22 protein-coding genes and 1 tRNA gene are annotated in these 26,534 nt (G+C 75.2%); 20 read left to right on the top strand and 3 right to left on the bottom strand.

Annotation, left to right across the window (positions count from 1 at the left end; translation table 11 throughout):
• Positions 1-306 precede the first annotated feature (306 nt).
• From Q1A09_RS08635 to Q1A09_RS08650, 4 genes are read left to right on the top strand one after another with little or no spacing between them, the layout of a single operon-like run.
• Entirely contained in the window at positions 307-1,185 is an 879-nt protein-coding gene (locus tag Q1A09_RS08635) for a hypothetical protein (protein WP_299953613.1), read from the top strand.
• A 33-nt stretch (positions 1,186-1,218) separates the two neighbouring features.
• The gene (locus Q1A09_RS08640) at positions 1,219-3,306 is read left to right on the top strand and encodes a glycosyltransferase (RefSeq protein ID WP_299953615.1); all 2,088 of its coding nucleotides are present in this window, start codon (positions 1,219-1,221) and stop codon (positions 3,304-3,306) included.
• Positions 3,303-4,244 carry a glycosyltransferase family 2 protein gene (locus Q1A09_RS08645; RefSeq protein ID WP_299953617.1) on the top strand — a complete coding sequence of 314 codons (942 nt, stop codon included), beginning with the start codon at positions 3,303-3,305 and terminating at the stop codon, positions 4,242-4,244. Before Q1A09_RS08640 ends, Q1A09_RS08645 begins: the two co-directional genes overlap by 4 nt.
• Entirely contained in the window at positions 4,237-5,391 is a 1,155-nt protein-coding gene (locus tag Q1A09_RS08650; protein WP_299953619.1) for an acyltransferase, read from the top strand. The genes Q1A09_RS08645 and Q1A09_RS08650 overlap by 8 nt, the downstream gene beginning before the upstream one ends.
• 10 nt (positions 5,392-5,401) lie before the next feature.
• Here Q1A09_RS08650 and Q1A09_RS08655 read toward each other — a convergent pair whose 3' ends face one another.
• Positions 5,402-6,436, bottom strand: coding sequence for a hypothetical protein (locus Q1A09_RS08655; protein ID WP_299953621.1), 1,035 nt, complete (start codon positions 6,434-6,436; stop codon positions 5,402-5,404).
• A 220-nt stretch (positions 6,437-6,656) separates the two neighbouring features.
• Between Q1A09_RS08655 and Q1A09_RS08660 the strand changes: the two genes are divergently transcribed.
• The 10 genes from Q1A09_RS08660 to Q1A09_RS08705 all read left to right on the top strand — a co-directional run bounded on the left by Q1A09_RS08660 (position 6,657) and on the right by Q1A09_RS08705 (position 20,564).
• Positions 6,657-7,736, top strand: a complete 1,080-nt coding sequence (locus Q1A09_RS08660; RefSeq protein WP_299953623.1) for a polysaccharide pyruvyl transferase family protein — start codon at positions 6,657-6,659, stop codon at positions 7,734-7,736.
• The gene (locus Q1A09_RS08665) at positions 7,733-9,298 is read left to right on the top strand and encodes a lipopolysaccharide biosynthesis protein (protein ID WP_299953624.1); all 1,566 of its coding nucleotides are present in this window, start codon (positions 7,733-7,735) and stop codon (positions 9,296-9,298) included. Before Q1A09_RS08660 ends, Q1A09_RS08665 begins: the two co-directional genes overlap by 4 nt.
• A gap of 3 nt (positions 9,299-9,301) precedes the next feature.
• Positions 9,302-10,615, top strand: a complete 1,314-nt coding sequence (locus tag Q1A09_RS08670; protein WP_299953626.1) for a hypothetical protein — start codon at positions 9,302-9,304, stop codon at positions 10,613-10,615.
• Between the two features lie 67 nt (positions 10,616-10,682).
• Positions 10,683-12,212 carry a polysaccharide biosynthesis tyrosine autokinase gene (locus tag Q1A09_RS08675; RefSeq protein WP_299953629.1) on the top strand — a complete coding sequence of 510 codons (1,530 nt, stop codon included), beginning with the start codon at positions 10,683-10,685 and terminating at the stop codon, positions 12,210-12,212.
• Positions 12,209-12,820, top strand: coding sequence for a hypothetical protein (locus Q1A09_RS08680; protein WP_299953631.1), 612 nt, complete (start codon positions 12,209-12,211; stop codon positions 12,818-12,820). The genes Q1A09_RS08675 and Q1A09_RS08680 overlap by 4 nt, the downstream gene beginning before the upstream one ends.
• A gap of 203 nt (positions 12,821-13,023) precedes the next feature.
• Positions 13,024-13,482, top strand: coding sequence for an adenylyltransferase/cytidyltransferase family protein (locus Q1A09_RS08685; protein WP_299953633.1), 459 nt, complete (start codon positions 13,024-13,026; stop codon positions 13,480-13,482).
• 117 nt (positions 13,483-13,599) lie between these two features.
• Positions 13,600-17,145: a transcription-repair coupling factor gene (gene mfd / locus Q1A09_RS08690; RefSeq protein WP_299953635.1), complete on the top strand. Its 3,546-nt coding sequence runs from the start codon at positions 13,600-13,602 to the stop codon at positions 17,143-17,145.
• Between the two features lie 105 nt (positions 17,146-17,250).
• Positions 17,251-18,234, top strand: a complete 984-nt coding sequence (locus tag Q1A09_RS08695; RefSeq protein ID WP_299953636.1) for a SurA N-terminal domain-containing protein — start codon at positions 17,251-17,253, stop codon at positions 18,232-18,234.
• Positions 18,235-18,238: 4 nt separating this feature from the next.
• A complete protein-coding gene (locus Q1A09_RS08700; RefSeq protein ID WP_299953637.1) occupies positions 18,239-19,156 on the top strand; it encodes a MazG family protein in 918 nt (305 codons plus the stop codon).
• 133 nt (positions 19,157-19,289) lie between these two features.
• Complete coding sequence (locus tag Q1A09_RS08705) at positions 19,290-20,564, top strand: mechanosensitive ion channel family protein (protein WP_299953638.1); 1,275 nt, start codon at positions 19,290-19,292, stop codon at positions 20,562-20,564.
• 9 nt (positions 20,565-20,573) lie between these two features.
• On the opposite strand, the gene Q1A09_RS08710 is transcribed toward Q1A09_RS08705, so the two are convergent.
• The gene (locus tag Q1A09_RS08710; RefSeq protein ID WP_299953639.1) at positions 20,574-21,542 is read right to left on the bottom strand and encodes a DUF3592 domain-containing protein; all 969 of its coding nucleotides are present in this window, start codon (positions 21,540-21,542) and stop codon (positions 20,574-20,576) included.
• Positions 21,543-21,658: 116 nt separating this feature from the next.
• On the opposite strand from Q1A09_RS08710, the gene eno reads away from it, so the two are divergent.
• The 4 genes from eno (at position 21,659) to Q1A09_RS08730 (ending at position 25,208) form a co-directional block, all read left to right on the top strand.
• Positions 21,659-22,945 (top strand): phosphopyruvate hydratase, encoded by a 1,287-nt coding sequence (gene eno / locus Q1A09_RS08715; protein WP_299953640.1) that lies wholly within the window; start codon positions 21,659-21,661, stop codon positions 22,943-22,945.
• A gap of 83 nt (positions 22,946-23,028) precedes the next feature.
• Complete coding sequence (locus tag Q1A09_RS08720) at positions 23,029-23,577, top strand: septum formation initiator family protein (RefSeq protein ID WP_299953643.1); 549 nt, start codon at positions 23,029-23,031, stop codon at positions 23,575-23,577.
• A gap of 96 nt (positions 23,578-23,673) precedes the next feature.
• Positions 23,674-24,261 (top strand): DUF501 domain-containing protein, encoded by a 588-nt coding sequence (locus Q1A09_RS08725; RefSeq protein WP_299953645.1) that lies wholly within the window; start codon positions 23,674-23,676, stop codon positions 24,259-24,261.
• A complete protein-coding gene (locus Q1A09_RS08730; RefSeq protein ID WP_299953646.1) occupies positions 24,258-25,208 on the top strand; it encodes a Ppx/GppA phosphatase family protein in 951 nt (316 codons plus the stop codon). The genes Q1A09_RS08725 and Q1A09_RS08730 overlap by 4 nt, the downstream gene beginning before the upstream one ends.
• Positions 25,209-25,302: 94 nt before the next feature.
• Here the strand turns inward: Q1A09_RS08730 and Q1A09_RS08735 are convergent, their stop codons facing one another.
• Positions 25,303-25,608: a DUF4235 domain-containing protein gene (locus Q1A09_RS08735; protein ID WP_299953648.1), complete on the bottom strand. Its 306-nt coding sequence runs from the start codon at positions 25,606-25,608 to the stop codon at positions 25,303-25,305.
• A gap of 59 nt (positions 25,609-25,667) precedes the next feature.
• On the opposite strand from Q1A09_RS08735, the gene Q1A09_RS08740 reads away from it, so the two are divergent.
• Both Q1A09_RS08740 and Q1A09_RS08745 read left to right on the top strand, forming a co-directional pair.
• Entirely contained in the window at positions 25,668-26,429 is a 762-nt protein-coding gene (locus tag Q1A09_RS08740) for a uracil-DNA glycosylase (protein WP_299953650.1), read from the top strand.
• Positions 26,430-26,438: 9 nt separating this feature from the next.
• Positions 26,439-26,512: transfer RNA gene (locus Q1A09_RS08745), tRNA-Leu, on the top strand.
• Positions 26,513-26,534 lie beyond the last annotated feature (22 nt).

A 26,534-nucleotide genomic window follows, 5' to 3' on the forward strand; every position in this document is an offset into this window, starting at 1 on the left:
AGGGGTGTACCTGCAGGGCTACACCTCTGGCTCGGCGACCGGCCCGCAGGTCATCGTCGCCGACCAGCTCCACGTGGATGCACCGGGGAGCACGCCGGCCCCCGCACCCGTCCCGGCGGGCTGAACCGGCGGGCGGGGGTGGCCGGACCAGTGCCCACCCCCGCCGCGGCAGCTGCTCCGGGTCGCCGCACGAGTCACCCACTCCGGGGGATGTGCGGCGCCCGGAGCTGGGCTGAGATGGCAGGACACGCTCCGCGCGCCTGCCTCCGGCACCGCGCGCCCCCGCACGACGATCGAGAGCTGGACATGTCCTCTGCACCGGACCGCGGGGCGGTCATCGCCTACAACGGCTACGACTCCGGGCTCGGGAACCGGGTGCGCGTCGTCCTCGGCGCCCAGAGCCTGGCCGAGCTGGAGGGCCGCTCCTTCGCCTACGTCTGGCCCACCGGCCCGCTGTTCGGGCCGGCGTTCTCCGACCTGTGGGACTTCCGTGGCCGCACCGTGCCCCGGGCGGTCTCCCGGCTGCTGGCGTACCGCTGGCCCTACGAGGACGCCTCACTGAGCTGGCTGGACGACCGCAAGCGCCGGGAACGCCTGTGGCAGATCCGCACCGGCTCGGAGCTGCAGTTGCCGCCGGGGGCCCGGCCGTGGGCCGACGCCTACCGCGCGCTCACCCCGGTCGACGCGATCGCCGAGCGGGTGACCCGGCTCTTCGACGACCAACTCCGCGGGGAGCCCTACGTCGGGGTGCAGATCCGCGCGCACGCGGTCTCCCACGCCGAGACCCGGGCGACCTCCCCGGTGGAGTGGTTCGAGCGCCGCATGCAGCGGATCGCCGCGGAGCGGCCGGGCACCCGGTTCTTCGTCTCCTGCGACGTTCCCGAGGTCCAGGAGCGCATCTGTGCGACCGTGCCGGGCTGCACCGGGCAGATCGACAAGGGCGCCTACAACTCCGTCGAGGGGGTGCGCTCCGCCGTGGTGGACCTCTACCTGCTGGCCGGCTCCGGCTACCTGCTCGGGCCGCACTGGTCCAGCTTCCTGCACCTGGCCCAGCACCTCGCCGACGACCAGGTCCCGGTGGAGACCGCGGTCAAGGACGAGCCAGACGCCGTCGACCCCGCCGCGCTGGGTGTCGCCGTCGACCCGCTGCGCCCCGCCGTCCGGCGACTGGGCACGCCGTCGTGACCCCCCGCCCCGTGGTGCGGGCAGCGCGGACCCGTGTCGGCCGCTGACCCGGCCAGCCCGGGCGGACTGCTCGGGGTGGTCGTCGTCAACTACGGGTCCTCCCGGCTGCTCGCCGCCAACCTGCTGGCGGCCGCCGACCTGGGACCCGACGTGCGGGTCGTGGTGGTGGACAACCTGAGCACCGCCGCGGAGCGCGCCGCGGTGGGCGTCCTGGCCGCCGAGCGCGGCTGGGAGCTCGTCGGGCTCCCGGACAACCGCGGGTTCGGTGCGGCCAGCAACGAGGGCGTGCGGCAGGCCCGGGCACTGGGCTGTGTCACGTTCCTCCTGCTCAACCCGGATGCCGTGATCACCCCGGACGTCCTCGCGGAGCTCCGGGACCACAGCCTCCGCGCCCCGCAGGAGCTGATCAGCCCGCTGATCACCGACTCCACCGGGGCGGCGGTGTTCCGTGGCTCGCGACTGTCGCTGCGAGACGGCCGGATCCGCGGCGACCGGCCCGGCCGGCCGGCGCTGCCGGACAGCGAGGAGTGGCTGACCGGCGCCTGCTTGGTCGTGCACGCCGAGGTCTGGGACCGGATCGGCGGCTTCACCGAGGGCTACTTCCTCTACTGGGAGGACGTCGACCTCAGCCACCGCGCCCTGGCCGCCGGCGCCCGGCTGACCGTGCGCCGTGACCTCCGCGTCGTCCACGACGAGGGCGGCACCCAGGGCACCCGGCGAGGCCGCGGTCACTCGCCGTTGTACTACCGCTGGAACTGCCGCAACCGGCTGGTGTTCGCTGCCCGCAACCTGCCACGCCGGTCGGTCCTGCGCTGGCTGGTCAGCACCCCTGCGGTCAGCCGGGAGATCCTGCTGCGCGGCGGCCGGCGGCAGCTGCTGCAGTCGCCCCGCCCGCTGTGGTCCGCGGTGCGCGGCACGGTCGAGGGCGTGGGCGCGGCGCTGGCCGCGCTGGTGTCGCCGGCCCGACCCAGGCCGGCCGGGAGGCAGAGGCGGGTGCTGCTCGCCCATCCGGGGGCGGAGCTCTACGGCTCCGACCGGGTCTTCCTGGAGACGGTCGCGGCCCTCGTGGGCGAGGACCGGGTGACCGTCGCCCTCCCCGCGCCGGGGCCGCTGGCCGACGCCGTGCAGGAGCTGGGCGCCGAGGTCGTGCACTGCCCGATGCCGGTGATCCGCAAGAGCGCCCTGCGCCCGGCGGGGGCCCTGCGCCTGCTCGGCGACGCGGCGCGCGGCCTGGCACCGGCGGCGCGGCTGCTGTGCACCGCGGGCCGGGACGGCGTCTACGTCAGCACCCTCACCATCCCGATGTGGATCGCGCTGGGCCGGCTGCTGGGACGGCGGGTGGTCTGCCACGTGCACGAGGCCGAGCGCGGCGCGCCCGCACCGGTCCGCCGGCTGCTGGCGCTGCCCGTCTCCTGGGCCACCGCGGTGGTGGTCAACAGCCGGTTCAGCCTCGGGGTGCTGGCCGGGTCGGCGCCGGGCGTCGAGCGCCGCGCCACCGTCGTCCACAACGGCATCCCCTCGCCGGCGAGCGTGCCGCCGCCCCGGGAGAGGCTGGACGGCGGCGTCCGGCTGCTCTTCCTCGGCAGGCTGTCGGCCCGCAAGGGCCCACAGGTCGCCGTGGCCGCGCTGGCCGAGCTCCGCGACCGGGGCGTGCCGGCCTGCCTCGACCTGCTGGGCGGGGTGTTCCCCGGCTACGAGTGGTTCGAGGCCGAGCTGCGGTCGGCGGTCTCCACCGCTGGGCTGGACGGGCAGGTCACCTTCCGCGGTTTCGCGACCGACGTCTGGCCGGTGCTCGCGCAGGCCGACGTCGTGCTGGTCCCGTCCGTGGTCGACGAGCCGTTCGGCAACACCGCGGTCGAGGCGGTCCTGGCCGCCCGCCCGCTGGTGGTCAGTGACAGCAGCGGCCTCCGGGAGGCCGCGGAGGGCTATGCCTCGGCCCGGTCGGTGACCCCGGACCGGCCGGGGGCCTGGGCGGACGCCGTCGTGCAGCTCGTCGAGCAGTGGCCGGCCATCCGTCGGCAGGCCGTCGACGACGCGGCACTGGCCCGCCGGCGGCACGACCCGCTGACCTACCGCGCCGAGGTGGCGGGTCTGCTGCGGCGCAGCTGGGCCCCCCGGTGACCGGGCAGCCGCCCGTCACCGTCGCCGTCCTGACGTTCCGGCGCCCGGAGACCCTCGCCGCCCTCCTCCCGGAGCTGGTCGCGCAGGCCGCCGACGTCTCCTGCGGCGCGCGCGTGCTGGTCGTGGACAACGACCCCGCGGGCAGCGGCCGCCGCACGGTGGCGGACGCCCGGCCGTCGTCCGAGGTGCGGGTCGACTACGTGCACGAGCCGACGCCGGGGATCGCCGCTGGCCGCAACCGCGCGCTCGCGGAGTCCGCGGACGGCGACCTCCTGGTCTTCATCGACGACGACGAGCTGCCGCACCCTGGCTGGCTGGCGCACCTGCTGGCCACCCAGGCCGCCACCGGGGCAGCAGCGGTGGCCGGCACGGTCACCTCCCGCTTCCCGGCACCATTGCCGCCCTGGATCGAGGCGGGCGGCTTCTTCGACCGCCGGCGGCTGCCGACCGGCACCCCGATCGAGGTGGCGGCGACGAACAACCTGCTGCTGCACCTGCCTCAGGTGCAGGCGGCCGGTGTGCGCTTCGACCCGGCCTTCGGGCTGAGCGGGGGAGAGGACACCCTGTTCACCCGGCAGCTCGTCGCTGCGGGCGGCCGGATGGTCTGGTGCGCGGAAGCCGTCGTCACTGACGTCGTGCCGCCCGAGCGGGCCACCCGGGCGTGGGTCCTCCGACGCGCCTTCAGCTCCGGCAACTCGGTCAGCCGGGTGGCGCTGGCGCTCGCCGGCTCCCCGTTGCGCCGGGTGGTGGCCCGGGCCGAGGGATGGAGCCGGGGCGTCGGCCGGGTGCTCGCCGGTGCCGCCCGCTGGCTGCTCGGGGTGCTGACCGGCGACGTCCGGCACCGGGCTCGCGGTGCCCGCAGCGCCGCCCGCGGTGCCGGCATGCTGGCCGGCACGGCCGGCCACGTCTACCAGGAGTACGGGACCGCCCATGGCTGACCGGAGCACCCCCCGTACGCGCCCGTGCCGATCCGCGCCTCGGCTGCAGGACTACCCCGCTCGGCACAACAGTCTCAACGCGCTGAGGCTGTTCCTCGCCGTGGTCGTCATCGTGGCGCACGCCTGGCCCATCGGCGGCTTCGGCGAGACCCCGCACGTCGGCGACGTGTCGCTGGGCACCCTGGCCGTGGCCGGCTTCTTCGCCGTCTCCGGCTGGCTCATCACGGCCAGCCGGCTGACCTCGGAGCTGCCGGGCTTCGCCTGGCGCCGGTTCCTGCGGATCTACCCCGGCTACCTGGCGTCCTTGCTGGTCGTCGCCTTCGTCGTGGCCCCGGTCGGCAGCGCCCTCGGGGCCGGGCCCTACGCCGTCGGCGACGGCGTCGGGCACCTCCTGGCGAACCTGACCCTGGAGGTCCACGAGTACGCCGTGGGCGCCACACCGACCGGGGTGCCCTACGCCGGGGTCTGGAACGGGTCGCTCTGGACGCTCTGGTACGAGGCGTTGTGCTATGTCGCCGTCAGCCTGCTGCTCACCGTCGTGCCGCGCCGGTGGGCCCGTCCGGCGGTCGTCGCCGCGTGGGCCGTGGTCACGGTGCTCGCCGTCGCCGAGCGGTCCCTGGGCCTGGAGATCCGCTACGACGTGGACACGTTCCTCGAGCTGGCGCCGTTCTTCTTCGCCGGCGCGGTGCTGTTCTTGCTCCGCGACCGGGTGGCGCTGCACGGCCTGCCGGCCGCGATCAGCGCCGGCTGGGTCGCCGTGGTCGTCGTCCTCGATCTCGGTCCGGCACCGGCGGCCCTGCCGATCGCCTACCTGCTGCTCTGGCTGGGCGCGGTGCTCCCGTTGCAGCGGGTGGGCCGGCGCAACGACGTCTCGTACGGCATGTACGTCTACGCCTTCCCGGTCCAGCAGCTGCTGGTGCTGCTCGGTGCGCACTCGGCCGGCATCGTGCCCTACGTCGTGCTCAGCACGCTGGCCACCGCGCCCCTGGCACTGGCGAGCTGGCTGCTGGTCGAACGTCCCGCCCAGCGGCTGCGCCACGTGGCCGATCGCTTCCCGTTGGTCCGCACCGGCACCGGCGTGCGGCGGCGGCCACCGCGACCCAGCGACGAGACCCCTGGCAGGACGGCCGCGCCGGCCGGCCGCTGACCGTGCCGGGTCAGCCGCGGGCGATCGCCACGGCACGCCGGTAGGCGGCCAGGTGCAGACGCCCGGCGGTGTCCCAGTCGCGGGCCGACAGGTCCGGCGGCGGGACGTCGCCGCGGGCGCGCAGCGCGAGCAGCGTCCCGGTCAGGTCCTCGGGTGCCAGCTCGCCGGAGTAGGTCCACACCCATCCCGGGCCGACCTCCGTGGCCAGCGCACGGTTGACCTCGTTGTCCGGCAGCAGCACGGGCCGGTCCAGCGAGAGCGCGGTCAGCGCGCCGCCGGAGTTGTGCATCTCCCGGTAGGGGAGGACCACCAGCTCCGCGGCGCTGACCTCCGCGACGAGCTCCGGGTCGTCGAGGAACTGCAGGCGCAGGGTGATCCGCGGGTCGGCCGCCGCCGCTGCCTCGAGCGTGGCGACCAGGTCGTCGGAGGAGGGCTTGCCGGCGACGTGCAGGCTCAGCCCGCCCGGGACGGCGGAGTCCGGCGTCTGGGCGAACACGGTGGCCAGCGCGTCGACCCCCTTGTAGCGGCGGACCAGTCCGAAGAAGGTGACCCGGCCGGGCACCTGCTCGGCACGGGGCAGGTCGGCGAACCAGTCCCGGTAGTGGCCGTGCACCACCAGGTCCGAGGGCTGCTCGGCCGGCAGCCGGGTGTGGTCGTTGAGGCGGATCCGCAGCGTCGTCCAGCGGTCGGCCAGGCGCAGCAGGGCGACCTCGCGGCGGCCGATGCCCTGCGGCAGCTCCAGGTTGTGCACGGTGCGCACCAGCGGGGTCCGGGTCAGCCGCAGCCGCAGCAGCAGCAGCAGGAACAGCAGCTGGCGCACGAGCTTGCGCGGCGCGGTGCGGCCGGTCACCAGGATCTCCGGCCAGTGCGCGTGGAAGACGTCGGCGCGCTGCAGCAGCGCACGACGCCAGCTGAAGGTGCGCAGCTCCACGCCCGGCAGCGCCGCGATGCTGCGGCCCAGCATCACGATGTAGGGATTCGTGGTCGGGCGCGGTTCCGGGAACGACTGCTGGACGACGAACCTGGCCTGCGTCGGACTGGGCACCTGGGTCAGCTCCTGGGGACGTGCAGGGGCCTGCGCCCTGACCCGTTCGAGGGTAGGGCGCCGCGGACGTCCTCCCTTCGAGTGGGTGCTGACCTGGGCAGACGCCGTCCGGCGACTAACGTCGCGGGAGATCCGAGCCCCACCGGTCCGGAGAACCCGACCGACGACGCGGGCGCGACGCAGCGCCCTCCCGTCGTCCCCCGCTGAGGAGCCACGAAGCATGCGAGCCCTCGTCCTCTGGGCCGATGAGCAGTCCCCGAACCTGGGCGTCCGGGCACTGGCCGAGGGCACCGCGGCGCTCGCCGACCGGGTCTGGCCCGGCGTCGAGGTGGTGACCCAGAACTACGGCTCGTCGGTCGCGCCGGTGCGCTTCGGCGACCCGCGTGCGCTGGCCCGGGAGTGGGTGACCCGGCGAGAGGGCATGGCCGCCTGGCTGCGGGAGTTCGACGTCGTGCTGGACACCCGGTCCGGTGACAGCTTCGCCGACATCTACGGCCTCATGCGGCTGTTCGTGATGTCGTGGGCGGGGGAGTACGTGCACCGCGCCGCCGGCGTTCCGCTGGTGCTCGGCCCGCAGACGATCGGCCCGTTCGGCGGTCGCCGGGCGAGGACCCTGGCTCGTGCCAGCATGCGGTCGGCGACCCTGACGATGGCCCGGGACCACCTCAGCGCCGAGCACGCCGCCTCGCTGGGCCGGCCGGTCGACGTCCTCACCACCGACGTCGTCTTCGCCCTCGACGTGCCCGAGCGGGTGCCCACCCACGACGTGCTGCTCAACGTCTCCGGCCTGTTGTGGCGCTCCGGTGAGCACGTCGACTCCGCCGGTTACCGGGCGACCGTGCAGGAGCTGTACGACGGCCTGGTCGCCCGCGGACGCCGGGTGACGCTGCTGGCGCACGTGCTGGACTCGCCGTCGGAGGACAACGACGTGCGCGCCGCGCGCGAGTTCGCCGCTGCCCAGGACGAGCCACCGGCGCTGCTCACGCCCACCTCGCTGGCCGAGGTGCGGCAGCAGGTCGCCGGTGCGGAGCTGGTCATCGGCAGCCGGATGCACGCCTGCCTCAACGCGCTGTCCGTCGGCACCCCGGCCATCCCGCTGGCCTACTCGCGCAAGTTCGAGCCGCTGCTGGAGAGCCTGGCCTGGGACCACCTGATCGACCTGCGGCGGGACCCCGCAGCGGCGCGGACCGCGCTGGCCCTCACGGATCTCGGCGGCCTCCGGGAGCGGGCCGGCGGCGTCCGGGACCGCGCCCAGGAGCTGCTCGTGCCCGCCGAGACGGCCCTGCGGCGGTTGGGGTGAGCACCGGGGCCCCCGTCGACGACGCGGTGGCGGGGTCCCCGTCGGCCGACGCCCCGGGCACGCCGGCCCCACCACGGCTGGCCGACCGGGCCGCGCGTGGCGTCCTGGTCTCCCTGGGCGGTCAGGGTCTGCGCATCGTGGTGCAGGTCCTGTCCGTCGTCGTGCTCTCCCGGCTGCTGGAGCCCTCGGACTACGGCCTGCTGGCGATGACCACGGCGGTCATCGGGGTGGCCGACATCTTCCGCGACCTGGGCCTGTCGACCGCCGCCGTCCAGGCCCGGCACCTGTCGGCCGCCCAGCGCAGCAACCTGTTCTGGCTCAACACCGCGATCGGGCTGGGCCTGGCGCTGCTGGTCTTCGCCGGCGCGCCGCTGCTGGCCGCGGTGTACGGCCACGACGAGCTGACCGGGCTCGCCCAGGTGCTGTGCTGGACCTTCCTGCTCAACGGCATCGCCACCCAGTACCGCGCCGACCTGACCCGCCGGCTGCTGTTCCTGCGCCTGGCCGTCGCCGACACCCTCTCGCCCGTCCTCGGGCTGGCCGCCGCGATCGCGGTCGCCCTGGCCGGCGGTGGCTACTGGGCCCTGGCCGTGCAGCAGCTGGTGCAGTACGGCGTCATGATGACCGTGGTCCTGGCCGCCGGCCGGTGGCTGCCCGGCCGTCCGGACCGGCGCGAGCCGATGGGCGGGCTGCTGCGGTTCGGCTGGAACATGGTCGGCACCCAGCTGATCGGATACGCCGGCAACAACGTCGACTCACTGGTGATCGGCCTGCGCTTCGGCGCGGCTCCCCTGGGCCTGTACAACCGTGCCTTCCAGCTGCTGATGACCCCGCTGAACCAGCTGCGCGGACCGACCACCCAGGTGGCGCTCCCGGTGCTGGCCCGTCTCCAGGAGGACGGTGCGGGCTTCGGCGCCTTCCTGCGTCGCGGGCAGCTGGCTCTCGGGCACACCCTGGTGGTCGGCCTGGCGGTGGTCGTCGGCGCAGCCGAGCCGGTCACCGAGGTCTTCCTCGGCGACCGGTGGTCGTCGCTGTCGCCGCTGCTGCGGCTTCTCGCTGCGGCTGCGGTGTTCCAGACCCTGGCGCTGGTCAGCTACTGGGTCTACCTGGCCCACGCGCTGACCCGGCACCTGCTGCACTGGTCGATGGTGCAGGTCGTGGTGAAGGTGGCGTGCGTCCTGATCGGCAGCACCGGTGGGCTGGTCGGCGTGGCCGTCGGCTACGCGGCCGCGCCGGCCCTGTGCTGGCCGCTGTCGTTCTGGTGGTTGTCCCGCCGGGCGGCGATCCCGGTGGCCGACCTGGTCCGGGGTGCCTCCCGGGTGCTGGTCGTCGCGGTGGTCGTCGCCGGGGCCTCGTGGGCGGGCGCGACGGCGACGGCGAGTGCGCCGGCCGCGGTCTCCTTGCTGGTCGCCGTGGTCGCCGGGGCGGCCGGGTACCTCGCCGTCGTCGCGCCGGTCGCGCCGCTGCGCCGTGACTCCCTCGCCGTCCTGGACGTCCTCCGCCGGGCCGTGCGGTCACCGCGCCGGCCGAGGGCCCGGGCGACGTCCGGCGGACAGGGCTGACCCATGGGGACGGTCGACCCGCGGCTGCTGGCCGCCACTGCGCTCGCCCTCGGCGCGCTGGTCTTCCTCGGGCTGCGCCGCGCGCCGCGGGGGGCGTTCGCCGCGTGGCTGGTGGTGCTGTGCCTGGTGCCGGTCTGGGCCGGCGTGCAGCTGGTGGTGTTCTTTCAGCCGCAGGTGCTGGCCGGCCTGGCGGTGCTGGCTGCGCTCGTGCCGCTGCGGCGGACGGTGCGGCTGACCGCAGCCGACCTGGTGATGGTGGCGTTCCTGGTGTGCGCGCTGCTCCCGGTCGCACTGGGCGGGGCCACCGTCCCAGCGGTCTTCGTGCTCGTCGCCCAGTGGGGCGGTGCCTTCCTGCTGGGTCGGCTGCTGCTCCACCGGTTGTCCGCGGGCTGGGTGTACGGCGCCGTTGCCGTGGCCTTCACCGTCGTCGCCGTGGTCGCGATCGTCGAGTCGGTCACCGGGTGGAACCCCTTCGTCGCGGTGCCCGGGGGCGGTGACCTGCACGCCACCTGGTCGACGCTCCAGCTGCGCGGTGGCTCGCTGCGCGCCGAGGGTGCCTTCGGCCACTCCATCGCGCTGGGCGGCAGCCTGGCCCTGGCCATCCCGCTCGCCCTGGCCGCGCCCCTGCCCAGCGCCGTCCGCCTGCCGATGGTGCTGCTGATGGGGGTCGCCTGCGTGCTGACCATCAGCCGGATCGGGCTGGGCACCGCGGCGCTGGGCATCGTGCTGACCCTGCTGTTCGGCCGTACCGGGCTGACCACCCGGCTGCGGGTGGGGCTCGCCGTGGCCTGCACAGCCGCGACCGTGGCGGTGCTGCCCTTCCTCAGCGGTGTGTTCGCCGCCGCCGGTGACGAGGCCGCCGACAGCGCCTCCTACCGCGGTGACCTGCTCAGCCTGGTCGGCCGGATGGCGCCGCTCGGGCTGTCCGACAGCCAGTACCGGTCGCCCACCGGTGAGGTGTTCTTCGGGTCCTTCAAGTCCATCGACAGCGCGCTGGTGCTTTTGGGGCTGACCTACGGCGCCATCCCGCTGGTCCTGGTGCTCCTGGGTGCTCTGCTGGCCTGCGGCACGGTCCTCCGACGCAGGGCCACTCCGCCCACCCTGGCGTTGGTCGCCCAGCTGCCGGCCTTCGCCACGGTCGCCCTGATCACCCAGTACGCCACCTGGGCGTGGTTCATCGCCGGGCTGGCGGTCGCCACGCAAGCGCTGCGCGGGGCCGAGCCGCCGTCTCCCGCCGACGGCGCACCGGACCACCCCGGCGAGACACCCTCTCCGGACGGGCGACGATCGTCACCCCTCGTGGTGACAGGCCGGTGAGAAGCGCCGACCAGGCGGTTACGTTCGTAGCTCACAGTGATCACATGATCCTCTCGAGGAGGCAGCGATGGAGTTGCGCCGGTTCCTGACGCTGCTGCGCCACCATCTGGTCGGCATCGTCATCAGCCTCGTCGTCTGTGGGGTGGCCGCCTTCGCGCTCAGCTCCTCGACGACCCCCACCTACCGGTCGACCGCCGCCTTGTTCGTCTCGCTGCAGAACGGCGACAGCGCCAGTGACCTGGCCCAGGGCGCGAACTACACCCGGGACCAGATGGCCTCCTACGCCACGCTGGCCACCACACCCGCCGTGCTGCAGCCCGTCGTCGACGAGCTGGCACTGCCGGGGACGGCGCGCGACCTGGCACACCGGGTGACGGCCGTGGCCCCCAACGACACCGTCGTGCTCGAGGTGAGCGTCGCCGACCCCTCACCGGAGGCCGCCGCCCGGATCGCCGACGCCATCGCCGAGCAGCTGATCGTGGTGCTCGGGGACGTCGCACCGCGGGGTGAGTCCGGCGACGCGACCGTGCGGGTCAGCGAGGTGACCCCGGCAGAGGTGCCGCGTTTCCAGACCTCGCCGAACACGAAGACGGACCTGGCCGTCGGGCTCCTGCTCGGCCTGGTCGTCGGGGTCCTCTACGCGGTGCTGCGGGAGACGCTCGACACCCGGGTGCGCGACGTGAGCCGGGTCGAGGCCGTCACCGACGCCCCGGTCCTCGGCGCCGTGCCCCGGCTCCCCGGGGAGTCCGGCCACCTGCTGGCCCTGGCCGACGACCCACGTGGTGGGCTGGCCGAGGTGTTCCGACAGCTGTCCACCAACGTGGAGTTCCTGCGCGTCGGCGACGCCCCGGTGAGCCTGCTCGTGACCTCTTCGCTGCCCGGAGAGGGCAAGTCGACCGTCGCCGCCAACCTCGCGCTCGCGCTGGCCGAGGTCGGCCATCGGGTCGTGCTGGTCGACGCCGACCTGCGCCGGCCGTCGGTGGCCCAGCGGCTCGGGCTGGAGGGCGAGGCCGGGCTGTCCACCGTCCTGCTAGGCCGGGTCGAGTACGAGGACGTCCGCCAGGAGTGGGGCGGGAGCGGGCTGCACGTGCTCACCGCCGGCGCCATCCCGCCCAACCCGGTGCAGCTGCTCTCCTCCTCCCGGATGGCGGACCTGATGAGCACGCTGGAGTCCCGCTACGACGTCGTGGTCGTCGACTCCGCGCCGGTCCTGCCGGTCACCGACGCCCTCGTGCTCTCCCGGCACGCCACGGGGACGCTCCTGGTGGTCAACAGCCGCGCGCTGCGGCGCGCGCAGCTGACCGAGACGCTCCGGCGGCTGGACCACCCCGGCACCCGGTTGCTCGGCGTGGTGGTCAACCAGCTCAGCGACTGCAGCGCCGTGCACGGGTACGACGCCTACCGGGCCGCCGACCAGGCCCCGGCACCCGGTCGCCGGTCCACGTGGTGGCGCGTGCCCGGGTGGGTGCGGTCCCCGCGCCGGTCCGCCGACGGCACACCCGTCGCGCCCGCCTCGGAGACGTCCGGGCCCGCCCCGACCGGCAGGACCACGACCGGCGCGATGTCCCCGGCCGACCGGGGTGCCCCGGTCCGATGACGGCAGGCCCGTCCGCGGCCGGGCGCGGGGCCGGAGCCGAGGTGCTGGTCGTCTGCACGGGCAACGTCTGCCGCTCCCCGGCGGCCGAGCGCCTGCTCCGTCACCGGCTGCCCGCCGAGTCGGGCATCCGCGTCTCCAGCGCCGGCACCCGGGCGCTCGTCGGGCGGCCCATGGACCCACCGATGGCCGCCCTGGTCGGGCAGGCCGGCGCCGGCAGCGGCGAGTTCACCGCCCGGGCCATGAGCCCCGTCCTCGTCCGGGACGCCGACCTGGTCCTGGTGATGATGCGGGCCCAGCGGTCCGTGGTGGTGGCTGCCGAGCCCCGGGCGGTCCGGCGCACCTTCCTGCTGACCGAGCTGGCCGTGCTCGCCGACCTGGTGGCAGCCGCCGGCTGGCCCGTCGACGTCGGCGCCGATCCGGCGGACCGGCTCCGCGCCCTGCCCGCCCTGGCGCCGGCCCACCGTGCGGCGCTGCAGCGGACGGAGCTGCCCGGCGGTGGCGCCGACCCCGACGTCGTCGACCCGTTCGGCCGGCCGGCCGAGGTCTACGAGCGGTCCATGGCGACGATCTCCGCAGCCGTCGACCTGTTGGTCGCGGCCCTCGCCTGAACCCGTCACCCGGCCGGGTGGTGCTGCTCTCCCGTGCAGGTGAACCGGAGCCGGATCGCTCACGCTCAGTGAGCTGGCCGCCCTAACGTCGAGGTCGGACATCGACGACCGGACGACCCCAGCGCCGTCCGGTCACCCTGCGTGAACAGTCGGCCGACCGGACGTCCGTCCGCGGCCCGCGTTCGCCGGACCTGGAGGTACGAGTGACCGTTGTCGGCTACGCGCCCGGCGCGTACGACCTGTTCCACATCGGGCACCTGAACATCCTCAAGCACGCCGCGGACCACTGCGACCACCTCATCGCCGGGGTGGTGTCGGACGAGATGCTGCTGCAGAGCAAGGGCCGGCTCCCGGTGGTCCCGCTGGCCGAGCGGATGGAGATCGTGCGCAACCTGCGGTTCGTCGACCAGGTGCACGCCGAGGTCGTCCCGGACAAGCTCGACACCTGGCGCGTGCAGCCCTTCGACGTGATCTTCAAGGGCGATGACTGGCGGGGGACGCCCAAGGGCGAGAAGCTCGAACGGGACTTCCAGGCCGTGGGCGTGCGGGTGCACTACTTCCCCTACACGATGCACACCTCCAGCACGCTGCTCCGCAAGGCGCTGGCCGCGATCGACGCCGAGGAGCCGGTGGGCCGGGTCGCCCGGTCGCTCACGAACTGACCGGGTCGCGCCGGCCGCAGGCGGTCTAACCTGGGCAACCGGCCCCCGCGCGCACCCGGCGCGCGCTCCGCTGACCGGCGGACGAGGTGCGGCCACCAGGAACCAGGAGTGACCTCCGTGAGCTTGCGCGGCGTGCTCGACGTCGTCCTGACCGACGCCGGCGTGTCCTCGGTGGTGCAGAAGGCGGGCACCGCCGAGCTGGCGGTCACCGCGCCGCCGCCGGTCCAGCCGCTGGTCGCCGCGGCGCTCGCGGCGCCCGCCCCGGGCGCCGGGGTGCCGGTGCTCGTGGTGACGGCGGGGGAGCGGGACGCCGACGCGCTGGCCGCGGTGCTCCGCTGCTTCGTCCCCGACAAGCGGGTGGAGGTCTTCCCGGCCTGGGAGACGTTGCCGCACGAGCGGCTCAGCCCCCGCGCGGACACCGTCGGCCGCCGGCTGGCCGTGCTGCGCGACCTGACCCACCCCGGGGAGAACGGCACGGTCGACGTGCTGGTCGCCCCGGTGCGCAGCGTGCTCCAGCCGCTGGCCCCCGGGCTGGGTGACCTGGTTCCCGTGAAGCTGGCACCCGGCCAGAGCGCCGAGCTGGACTCGGTGGCCCAGGCCCTGTCCGACGCCGCGTACTCCCGGGTCGAGCTGGTGGAGAAGCGCGGTGAGTTCGCCGTCCGCGGTGGCCTGCTCGACGTGTTCCCGCCGACCGAGCCGCACCCGGTCCGCGTGGAGTTCTGGGGCGACGAGGTCGACGAGCTGCGGTACTTCTCCGCCGCCGACCAGCGCTCGCTGGACGAGCGGCCCGAGCGGCTCTGGGCACCGCCGTGCCGGGAGCTGCTGCTCACCGACGACGTCCGGGCCCGGGCCGCGCAGCTGGCCGTCGACCACCCGGAGCTGGCCGAGGTCGCCGGCAAGCTGGCCGAGGGCATCGCCGTGGAGGGGATGGAGTCGCTGATCCCCGCGCTCATCGGCGGCCACCAGATGCAGCTGCTGACCGACCTGGTCGCGCCGGGCACGCACGTGCTGGTCTGCGACCCCGAGCGGGTGCGCAGCCGGTCGGCGGACCTGGTGCGCACCGCCGAGGAGTTCCTCGCCGCGTCCTGGCAGACCGCCGCCGAGGCCGGCCAGGCGCCGATCGACCTGGGCGCCTCCTCCTTCCAGGACCTCACCGACGTGGAGTCCGCCGCCCGCCGCCGGGGACTGCCCTGGTGGACGACGGGCGCCTTCACCCTCTCCCCGGACGACGACGACCAGCACGTGACCCTGGACGCCACCGGGGTCGAGCGGTTCCACGGCGACCAGCAGCGGGCGATCGAGCAGCTGCGCGGCTGGACCCGGGACGGCTGGCGGGTGGCGCTGACCTTCGCCGGCCCCGGTCCCGCGCAGCGCGCCGCCGACCAGCTGACCGAGGCCGACCTGGGCGCCCGTCTGGTGCCCGGCATCGAGACCGTCCCGGAGCCCGGCGCGCCCTTCGTCACCCAGGGCAACCTGGAGGCGGGCTTCGCCTTCCCGGCGGTCGGGCTCGCCCTGGTCACCGAGAGCGACCTGACCGGCCAGCGCGGCACGTCGATGAAGGACGCCACCAAGATGCCGGCCCGGCGGCGCAACGCCGTGGACCTGGTGCAGCTGCAGCCCGGTGACCTCGTGGTGCACGAGCAGCACGGTGTCGGCCGGTACGTGGAGATGGTCAGCCGCACCGTGCACGGCGGCCAGCGCGACTACCTGATCGTGGAGTACGCGCCGGGCAAGCGGAACCAGCCGCCGGACCGGCTGTTCGTGCCCACCGACTCCCTGGACCAGCTGACCCGCTACGTGGGCGGCGAGGCGCCGGCGCTGTCCAAGCTCGGCGGCGCCGACTGGCAGAAGACGAAGAACCAGGCCCGCAAGGCGGTCAAGCAGATCGCCGCGGAGCTGATCCGGCTGTACTCCGCCCGGATGGCCACCAAGGGCCACGCCTTCGGCCCGGACACCGTCTGGCAGCGGGAGCTGGAGGACGCCTTCCCGTTCACCGAGACCCCCGACCAGCTCGCCGCGATCGATGAGGTCAAGGCGGACATGATGAACCCGGTCCCGATGGACCGGATCATCTGCGGCGACGTGGGCTACGGGAAGACCGAGATCGCCGTCCGGGCGGCGTTCAAGGCGGTGCAGGACGGCAAGCAGGTCGCCGTCCTGGTGCCCACGACGCTGCTGGCCAACCAGCACTACAAGACCTTCGCCGAGCGGTTCGCCCAGTTCCCGGTGACGGTCGCCGTCCTCTCCCGGTTCCAGTCGACGGCCGAGTCGAACGAGACGCTGCGCAAGCTGGCCGACGGCGAGATCGACGTGCTGGTCGGCACCCACCGGCTGCTGCAGCCGACCACCCGGTTCAAGGAGCTGGGCCTGGTGATCGTCGACGAGGAGCAGCGCTTCGGCGTCGAGCACAAGGAGTACCTGAAGACGATGCGGACGGCGGTCGACGTGCTGTCGATGTCGGCGACGCCGATCCCGCGCACCCTGGAGATGTCGTTGACCGGCATCCGGGAGATGTCGACGATCCTCACCCCGCCCGAGGAGCGGCACCCGGTGCTGACCTACGTGGGCGCCTGGGACGACAAGCAGATGGCCGCCGCGATCCGCCGCGAGCTGCTCCGCGACGGCCAGGTGTTCGTGATCCACAACCGGGTGCAGTCGATCGACAAGGCGGCGGCGAAGATCCGCGGGCTGGTGCCCGAGGCCCGGGTGGCGGTGGGCCACGGGCAGATGAAGGAGCACGAGCTCGAGCGGATCATGGTCGGCTTCTGGGAGAAGGAGTACGACGTCCTGGTCGCCACCACGATCGTCGAGTCCGGGCTGGACATCCCCAACGCCAACACCCTGATCGTCGACCGGGCCGACACCTTCGGCCTCTCCCAGCTGCACCAGATCCGCGGCCGGGTCGGCCGTGGCCGCGAGCGGGCCTACGCCTACTTCACCTACGACCCCTCGCGCCCGCTGACCGAGACCTCGGTCGACCGGCTGACCACCATCGCGCACAACACCGACCTCGGGGCCGGCATGGCGGTGGCGATGAAGGACCTGGAGATCCGCGGCTCGGGCAACCTGCTCGGCGGCGAGCAGTCCGGGCACATCGCCGGCGTCGGCTTCGACCTCTACGTCCGGCTGGTCGGTGAGGCGGTCAGCGACTACCGGGCCCAGGCGACCGGGGAGTCCCCGGCGGTGGAGCCGGCCGAGGTCCGGGTCGACCTGCCGGTCGACGCGCACCTGCCGCACGACTACGTGCCCGGCGAGCGGCTGCGGATGGAGGCCTACCGCAAGGTCGCCGGCGTGCAGGACGACGACCAGGCCCAGGCCGTGCTCGACGAGCTCACCGACCGCTACGGCCCGGCGCCGGCCCCGGTGCTCAACCTGCTGGCGGTCGCCCGGTTCCGGGCGGCGATGCGGGCGCTGGGCGTCACCGAGGTGTCCTTGCAGGGCCGCAACGTCCGGGTCGGCCCGGTGGAGCTGCGCGAGTCCCAGGTGATGAAGCTGTCCCGGCTCGCCGAGGGCGCCACCTACAAGGAGGCGGTCCGCACGGTGTCGATCAAGGTGCCGGTCGGGCCGGACCGGCGCACCCCGCTGCGGGACGTCGCGCTGCTGGAGAAGCTGCACGTGCTGCTGTCCGCCGTCCTCGCGCAACCGGTCGCCGTCGCCTCCTGAGGGGCGGTCCTCCGCACCGGCGCGGTGCGGAGGACCAGGTGACGTGCCGCGCCGGGCCAGGCGCGGGGGGCGACGCAGGTCACATCGCTGTGGCACGCTGCCGCCGTGTCGCGCCGCAGAGTGCTCGCCGTCCTGCTCGTCGGTGCCGCCGGGCTGGGTGGCCTGGCCGGCTGCCGCACGGCGCCGTCCGTGGCCGCCTACGTGGGCCAGACGCAGGTGAGCGTCGCCGAGCTGGACGACGCGGTCGCCCGGCGGCTCGCCGACCCCGACATCGCCGCCTTCGTCGGGGACGGCGAGGCGGCGTTCACCCGTCAGGTCCTCTCCCTGCAGGTGACCGAGGCGGTGCACGACGCCGCTGCCCAGCGCCTGGACGTCGAGGTGACCGACGCCGACGTGCGGGACCGGATCGGGCAGCTGCTGGACGGCAGCGACCCGGCCGCGGTGTTCGCGCAGGTCGCCCGGCAGCAGGGGGCCAGTGAGGCCGACGTGGTGGAGAACGTGCGCCAGCAGCTGATCCGGCAGCGGCTGGCGGCGGCCGTGGGAGAGGCCGACCTGTCCGAGGCGGGCCTGCGCGCCCGCTACGAGCAGGTGCGGGAGAGCCTGGGCCAGGTGGAGCTCGGCCTGGTGACGGTGCCCGACCAGGCCGCCGCCGACGCGGTGCTGGCCCGGCTCACCGCCGACCCGGCCGCCTACCCGGCGGTCGCGGCGCAGTACGCGGGGCCGAACACCCTGCCGCAGATCGAGGCGCGGCCCCCGGCCGACCTGCCCCAGGTGCTCGCCGCCGAGGTCGCCCGGACCGCCCCCGGCCAGGGCTTCACCCTGGCGGTGCCCCAGGCCGGCGGGGTGGTGGTGGGGTTCGTGCGCGCGGTGGTCCGGCCGACGTTCGAGGAGGTGCGGGACGAGCTCGCGGAGCAGGCCCTCGCCGACGCCGACGCGGTGGGCCAGCAGCTGGTGTCCGCCGTCCGGGACGACCTGGACGTCGTGGTCAACCCGCGTTACGGGGAGCTGACGGAGGGGCAGGTGGTCCCCGCCGACGGCGGGGTCGTGCAGCTGCTGGCCGACGCGGGTGCCGCACCTGCCGGAGACTGAGCGGGTGCCCGTCGCGCTCCTCGTCACCGTCAGCCCCCGCCTGCCCGGCCTGCTCGCCCCCGCCGGCTGGCGGGCGGTCACCGCCGCGCCCGCCGTGCTCGCCCTGCCCGGGGCCGCCGCCACCGCGACCGCGCTCCGCGCCGAGGGCATCGCGGTCATCGACGTCACCGGCGCCGCACAGGCCGACGCAGGGGCCCCTGGCGCCGTCCTGCTGGCCACTCCGGAGGAGGCGGCCGGCTGGGACCGCGTCCGCCGGGTGGCCGGCGCCCCCGAGCCGCCCGGTGCCCGGTTGCTGGACGTCGTCACCGTGATGGACCGGCTGCGCTCGCCCGGCGGCTGCCCCTGGGACGCCGAGCAGACCCACGCCTCGCTGCGCGGCTACCTGCTGGAAGAGGCGCACGAGGCCTACGACGCGATCGTGGACGAGGACCCGGTGGCCATGCGCGAGGAGCTGGGCGACGTGCTGCTGCAGGTCGCCTTCCACGCCCGGGTCGCCGCCGAGGCCGAGCCCGGCTTCGACGTCGACGACGTGGCCGGTGACCTGGTCGACAAGCTCGTACGCCGGCACCCGCACGTGTTCGCCGACGCCGGCCCCCGGGACGTCGCCGCGGTGGAACGCGGCTGGGACGAGATCAAGAAGACCGAGAAGCAGCGGCGCTCGCCGACCGAGGGGGTGTCCCGCTCACAGCCGGCCACCTCCTGGGCCACCGCGCTCACCGGGCGCGCCGAGCGGGCCGGCCTGCCCACCCCGCCGGCCGGTGAGCTGGCCGCCCGGGACGCCGACGAGCTCGGGCAGCTGCTGCTGGGGCTGGTCGTGGCCGCCCGCCGCCGTGGCTGGGACGCCGAGGACGCCCTGCGCACCGCCGTCCGCCGGTACGCCGACGAGCTGGACGCCGCCGCGCACGCCCGCACCGACGGCTGAGCTGCCCGCGGCTGTGGGTCATCGCACGGCGGACCGCCCGGCTCGGCACAGCTGCTGCCCCTAGCGTGGGTGGACGACCGGCCGACGAGGTGCCCGGTCGTCCACCGTCCCCGCTGGGAGGAGCAACACCCGCGTGCCTGCGCACCCTGACCTCGAGGTCCTGTCCGCCGCCGACGACAGGGTCTCCGGGGTGCTGCCCGACAGCACCTGGGCGCTGCTGCTGGTGGTCGCCGGCGCCGCGCTGGTGGCCTGGCTGGCGGCCGTCGTGATCGGCCTGGTGGTCTCCCGCTTCGTCGGTCGATCGGCCGCCGTCGCCGACCTGTCCCGGCGCGGGCGGCGACCGCTGCGCCTGTTCCTCGTGCTGCTGGCGGTCACGGTCGTGCTGGACGCGGCGCCCGGGGTGGGGGAGTGGCGCGACGTCGTCGTCCGGGTGCTCGGGCTGCTGCTGATCGCCGCGGTCGCCTGGCTGATCGCGGTCGCCGCGTTCGTCGTCGAGGATCTCGCGCTGGCCCGCTACGACGTCGACGTGGCCGACAACCGGCACGCCCGCCGGGTGCGCACCCAGGTCTCGCTGATCCGCCGGCTGACCGTGGCGGTGATCGCCGTGCTGGCCATCGCCGGGATGCTGCTGACCTTCCCCTCCGCCCGCGCGGCCGGCACGAGCATCCTGGCCAGCGCCGGGGTGCTGTCCGTGGTGGCCGGTCTGGCCGCCCAGACCTCGCTGGCCAACGTCTTCGCCGGTCTGCAGCTGGCGTTCACCGACGCGATCCGGGTCGACGACGTGGTGGTCATCGAGGACGAGTGGGGCCGGATCGAGGAGATCACCCTCACCTACGTGGTCGTGCACGTCTGGGACGACCGCCGGCTGGTGCTGCCCTCGACCTACTTCACCACCACCCCGTTCCAGAACTGGACCCGCAAGGAGTCCGCCGTGCTGGGCTCGGTGGAGATGGACGTCGACTGGACGGTGCCCTTCGACGAGATGCGCGGCGAGCTCGACCGGCTGCTGGCGGGCGACGACCTCTGGGACCAGCGGGTCAAGGTGCTGCAGGTGACCGACGCGGTCGGCGCGCTCGTCCGGGTGCGGGTGCTGGTCAGCGCCAAGGACGGGCCGACGTTGTTCGACCTGCGCTGCCACGTCCGCGAGGGGCTGGTGGTCTGGCTGCAGCGCACCCACCCCACCGGGCTGCCGAAGGTGCGCAACGAGGGCACCGCCGGACCCGACGTCGTCGCACCGGGTCGCCGTCCGGGGGCGGTGGACGGCGACGCCCGACCGGCCGGGCCGCAGGCCGGGCTGTTCACCGGCAGCGAGGAGGCCCGCGAGCGGTCCCGGGCCTTCACCGGGCCCAGCGAGGAGGAGTTGGCCGCCCGCGCCCGCACCGACGCGGAGGCCGAGCCGACCGCCTGACGTGCCCGGTCAGGAGGCGCGGGTCGCCCGCGGGTCCGAGCCGAGCCACTGGGGCAGCCAGAACAGCACCGCGGCGGCCAGCGCGGTGGCCACCGCGAAGCCGCGCGGCCCGCTGCCGTCGACGTAGGCCCACAGCAGCCCGAGCACGGGCGCCAGGAAGGGCAGCACGCCGTCGGCCCGGGCCTGCCGCCCCAGCCCCACCTCGACGGCGGCCGGGTCGACGGGTGCCTGCCGCACCTCCCCGCGCGGCTCCCGGCTGCGCAGCCGCCCGGAGGGCCACACCTCGGTGCCGTCCACGACCGGCAGCACCTGCCGGGCGCGGGCGGGGTCGCCGTGCACGGTCACCCGGGTGCCGGGGGTCAGGCGGTCCAGCTCGGGCGCCCAGTGCACCGGCAGCCACCGCCGGCCGGCCGAGGTGTCGAGCTCGAGGGCGCTGCGCACGAGCAGGCCCTGCCGGACGACGACGTGGGTGGCGGGCACCGTCGTCGTCGGGCGGGTGCGCAGCCGGGGCCGGCCGAGCAACCGGACGAGGGTCAGCGCGCCGACCACCAGCACCACCAGCGCGACCGCGACCAGCCCGAAGACGACGTCGCCGACCGCGGCGTGCGCGGCGTCCCCGTCGGTGAACACCGGGACGGTGCCCCCGGCCGGCAGGTCCGGGTCGTAGCTCACCGTCAGCTCGGCGCCCACCGGCACGTCGAGCGGCTCGACCAGCTCGATCCGGCCGGCGCGCTCCGCCCCGGCGACGTCGGTGAACTCCACGTCCAGGCCGCGACCGTCCGGGGCGGTGCCGGTGGCGGTGACCGTGGCGGTCGTCGTCTCCCGGGCCGCGGCCAGCGGTGCCTGCACGTCGGGCAGCCGCAGGGCCAGGCCGACGAGCAGGACCAGGCCGACGAGCAGCACCGGGACGAACCCGAGCAGCAGCTGGCCGACGGCGCGGCGGTGCCGGTGCGGGGTCGGGGCGGGCGGGTGCGTCATCACCGGTCATCGTCCCAGGCACGCGCTGGTCGTCCGTCCTACCGGGCACGCGCTGGTCGCCGGGTGTTCGGCGCGGGGGTGTCACCGCGTCGCGCCGGCTGGCTAGGCTGCAGCCCGTGGCCAGCATCGACGCAGTAGGCGCGCGGGAGATCCTCGACTCGCGCGGAAACCCCACCGTGGAGGTCGAGGTCGCCCTCGACGACGGGACGATCACCCGGGCCGCCGTGCCCAGCGGCGCCTCGACCGGCGCCTTCGAGGCGGTGGAGCTCCGTGACGGCGGCAGCCGCTACGGCGGCAAGGGCGTGACCCAGGCCGTCGACGGCGTCCTGGACGTGATCGGCCCCGAGCTCGTCGGCTTCGACGCCGCCGAGCAGCGGCTGGTCGACCAGCGGCTGATCGACCTCGACGGCACCCCCGACAAGTCCCGGCTCGGCGCGAACGCGATCCTCGGCGTCTCCCTCGCCGTCGCCAAGGCCGCCGCAGAGTCCGCCGGCCTGCCGCTGTTCCGCTACGTCGGCGGCCCCTCGGCGCACCTGCTCCCGGTGCCGATGATGAACATCCTCAACGGTGGCGCCCACGCCGACAGCAACGTCGACGTGCAGGAGTTCATGATCGCGCCGATCGGCGCGGCCTCCTTCGCCGAGGCCCTCCAGGTCGGCACGGAGACCTACCACGCCCTCAAGTCGGTGCTGAAGAAGCGTGGCCTGGCCACCGGGCTGGGCGACGAGGGCGGCTTCGCCCCGTCGCTGCCCAGCAACCGGGACGCCCTGGACCTGATCGTCGAGGCCGTGCAGGCCGCCGGCTACACCGTCGGCACCGACATCGCCTTCGCCCTCGACGTCGCCGCCACCGAGTTCCACACCGACGGCGGCTACGACTTCGAGGGGCAGACCCGCTCGGCCGAGTACCTCGTCGACTACTACAAGGGCCTGGTCGACGCCTACCCGATCGTCTCGATCGAGGACCCCCTCGACGAGGAGGACTGGGACGGCTGGGTGGCCATGACCCAGCAGCTGGGCGACCGCGTGCAGATCGTCGGCGACGACCTGTTCGTCACCAACCCGGCCCGGCTGGCCGACGGCATCGCCCGCGGCGCCGCCAACGCGCTGCTGGTGAAGGTCAACCAGATCGGCACGCTCACCGAGACCCTGGACGCGGTCAGCCTGGCCCACCGCAACGGCTACCGCTGCATGATGAGCCACCGCTCGGGCGAGACCGAGGACACCACGATCGCCGACCTCGCCGTCGCCACCGACTGCGGGCAGATCAAGACCGGTGCCCCGGCCCGCAGCGAGCGCGTGGCCAAGTACAACCAGCTGCTCCGGATCGAGGAGGAGCTGGACGACGCCGCGCGCTACGCCGGCGCCGCCGCGTTCCCGCGGCTGGCCGCCCGCCAGGGCTGACCCGGCGCCCCGAACGGGCCCGTCCCGGCCGTGAGCACGGCGCCGGGGCGGGCCCGTTCGAGCACTGACAGCGAGGAGAACCAGTGAGCACCGGTCCCACCCGTCGCGGCCGGTCCGGTGGCGGCCGTCGCCGGACCCCGTCGCGACCGGTGCGGGCCGGTGCCCGCGGTGCGGCGGACAGCCGGCCGGGCCGCCGCACCACCCGCCGCCCGACCCGGGGGACCGCACCCCGGCGCGGTCCGCGGTTCACCGGTCGCGCCGTCCTCCTCACCGCTCTGGTGCTGCTGCTGGCGCTCACCCTGGCCGGCCCGCTGCGCCAGTACGTCGCCGGCCGGCAGCAGCTCGCCCAGCTGGCGGCCGAGGAGGCCGCCCTCACCCAGCGGGCGGCCGAGCTGCAGGCCCGGCTGGACCAGCAGGCCGACCCGGCCTACGTCGAGCAGCAGGCGCGCGAGCGGCTGACCCTCGTCCCGCCGGGCAGCCGGCTGGTCATCGTGGGCGACGCCGGCGACCCGGGAGACACCGCCGACGCACCGCCCGGGGCGACGGACCCCAGCGCACCGGTGCCCTGGTACGAGGGCCTGCTCGGCTCGATCGCCACCGCCGACGGCGAGCCCGCGACGGACGGCGACTGAGCGAGGTCTCCGACGACCTGCCCCGACACCAGCTCGCGTCGGGTGCCGGGAGGGGGCCGTGCGCGACGGGTCGAGGCGCTGCCGGAGACTCTTGGGGTGTCCAGTCCCGACCCCGCCCAGGTCTCGCCGCCGGTCACGCCGGACGAGCGCGCCGTCATCGCCCGCCAGCTCGGCCGCCCGCCCCGCGCCCTGGTCGGCGTCGCGCACCGCTGCCCGTGCGGCCAGCCCGACGTCGTGGAGACCTCGCCCCGGCTGGAGGACGGCACCCCGTTCCCGACGCTCTACTACCTGACCTGCCCGCGGGCGACGGCGGCGGCGAGCCGGCTGGAGTCCGCCGGCCGGATGCGCGAGTGGCAGGACGAGCTGGCCACCGACCCTGAGCTGGCCGCGGCCTACCTCGCGGCGCACGAGGCGTTCCTGGCCACCCGCGACGCGCGGGACGTGCTGCCGACCCGGGCCACCGCCGGCGGCATGCCCGACCGGGTGAAGTGCCTGCACGCGCTGGCCGGCCACGCCCTGGCCGCCGGCCCCGGGGTCAACCCGATCGGCGACCGGGCGGTGGCCGAGATGGGGGAGTGGTGGTCGGCCGGGCCGTGCGCCCAGCCGTCCCCCCAGGACCCGGCGGACGTGCGCTCCCCGGACGCTGCGGACCTGCGCTCCCCGGACGCGGGGGGACGGGCGTGACCCGGGTCGCCGCCATCGACTGCGGCACCAACTCCATCCGGCTCCTGGTGGCCGACGTCCCGGCCGAGGGGGCGCACACCGACCTGCTGCGCCGGATGGAGGTCGTCCGGCTCGGGCAGGGGGTGGACGCCACCGGCCGGCTGGCCCCGGAGGCGATCGAGCGCACCCGTGTGGTGCTGGCCGAGTACGCCGCCCAGGCCCGCGAGCTGGGGGCCGAGCGGGTGCGGATGGTCGCCACGAGTGCCAGCCGGGACGCCGCCAACCGGGACGAGTTCGAGGCGATGGTGGTCGCCACCCTCGGCCAGCTGCCCGACGTGGTGCCCGGGGTGGAGGAGGCCGAGCTGTCCTTCCTGGGGGCGACCGCGTCCCTGGCGGCGGCAGCGCAGGCGCACGGTCAGGCGGCGCCCCGCCCGCCGTACCTGGTCGTCGACATCGGCGGCGGCTCGACCGAGTTCGTGCTCGGCGACGCGGCCGGGGTGCGCGCGGCCCGGTCGGTGGACGTCGGCTGCGTGCGGCTCACCGAGCGGCACCTGCGCAGTGACCCCCCGCCGCCGGACGAGGTGCAGGCCGCCGAGGCCGACGTCCGCGCGGCGCTGGACCTGGTGGCCGCCGAGGTCCCGGTGGGGGAGGCCGCCACCCTGGTGGGCCTGGCCGGCTCGGTGACCACGGTCGCCGCACTGGCGCTGGGCCTGACCGCCTACGACCCGGCCGCCATCCACGGCTCCCGCATCCCGGTCGGCGCCGTCCGCTCGGTCACCGCCGGGCTGCTCACCGCCACCCGGGCCCGGCGGGCGGCCTCGCCGGTCATGCACCCGGGCCGGGTCGACGTCATCGGCGCCGGCGCCCTCGTGCTGCGGGTGATCATGGACGCCTTCGAACTCGAGGACGTCGTGGTCAGCGAGCACGACATCCTCGACGGCATCGCCCTCCGCCTCGCGCGCTCCTGACGCCGCGGGACGGGCCCGCAGGGCCCGTCCCGTCGGCCCCCCTGCAGGGGCCCGCGCCGAGCGTGCGAGGCGTGGGGGGCAGGGGGGTCCTTTCTCAGGCGGCGCTGTCGGCGTTGACGCCGGGGGGCAGGTTGCCGGTGACCTTCTGGTAGACGGTCGCGGCCGCGTTGGCGGCGACCAGCCGGCCGGCGGCGTAGAGCGCGCCGGAGACCGCGGCCCAGGCCAGTGCGTCGGGCCAGGTGACGCCGGGGGCGGCGGGGTTCTTCGGCGGCGGGTAGCCCCGCACCTTCTCCCACGTCGTGTCGGCCACCTTCTTGACCACGATCCCGGCCGGGATCGCCATCGCCGGGCCGAGCAGCTTGTACAACAACGGGGTCTTCACCTTCTGCTTCTTCGCCACCCCACGATCATGCCGGGGGTGGCTGCGGCGCGCTCCCGGAGCAGTGCTGTGCTGTCGGCATGGCACGTGACGCCGACGGCTTCCCCGTCACCCGCAGCGCCGCCGGGGTCCGGCGCGGCGCGGCCGGCAGCCGCGACCTGGTGCTGCTCGACGAGCGGGTCTCCGGCTGCCGGGCCTGCCCGCGGCTGGTGGCCTGGCGGGAGGAGGTCGCCCACGTCAAGCGGGCGTCCTTCCGGGACGAGGACTACTGGGGCCGCCCGGTGCCCGGGCTCGGGCCGGCGGATGCGCGGATCGCCGTCGTCGGGCTGGCGCCGGCCGCCCACGGCGGCAACCGCACCGGCCGGGTGTTCACCGGTGACCGCAGCGGTGACTGGATCTTCGCCGCGCTCTGGCGGGCCGGGCTGGCGAACCAGCCGACGTCGGTGCACGCCGACGACGGTCTGGAGCTCACCGACGTCCGGGTGTGCGCCGCCGTCCGGTGCGCGCCGCCGGCGAACGCCCCGACGCCGGAGGAGCGGGACACCTGCTCGCCGTGGCTGGCCCGTGAGCTCGCGCTGCTGCCGCGGCTGCGGGTGGTCGTCGTCCTGGGCGGGTTCGGCTGGACGGCGCTGTGGCCGGTGCTGGCCGGCGCCGGGGTGACGCTGCCGCGGCCACGGCCGGCGTTCGGGCACGGCGTGGAGGTCACCCTGGCCGGTCCGCACGGCCCGCTGACCCTGCTGGGCAGCTACCACGTCAGCCAGCAGAACACCTTCACCGGCAAGCTGACCGAACCGATGCTGGACGCCGTGCTCGCCCGCGCGACGGAGCTGGCAAGCTCCTGAGCGCTGGACGCCCCCGTAGCCCAATCGGCAGAGGCAGGCCCCTTAAAAGGGTCCCGGTGTCGGTTCGAACCCGACCGGGGGCACCCGTCCGAGTGGTGCCGGGAG

This window comes from uncultured Modestobacter sp., from assembly GCF_947486615.1.
GTDB lineage: Bacteria > Actinomycetota > Actinomycetes > Mycobacteriales > Geodermatophilaceae > Modestobacter.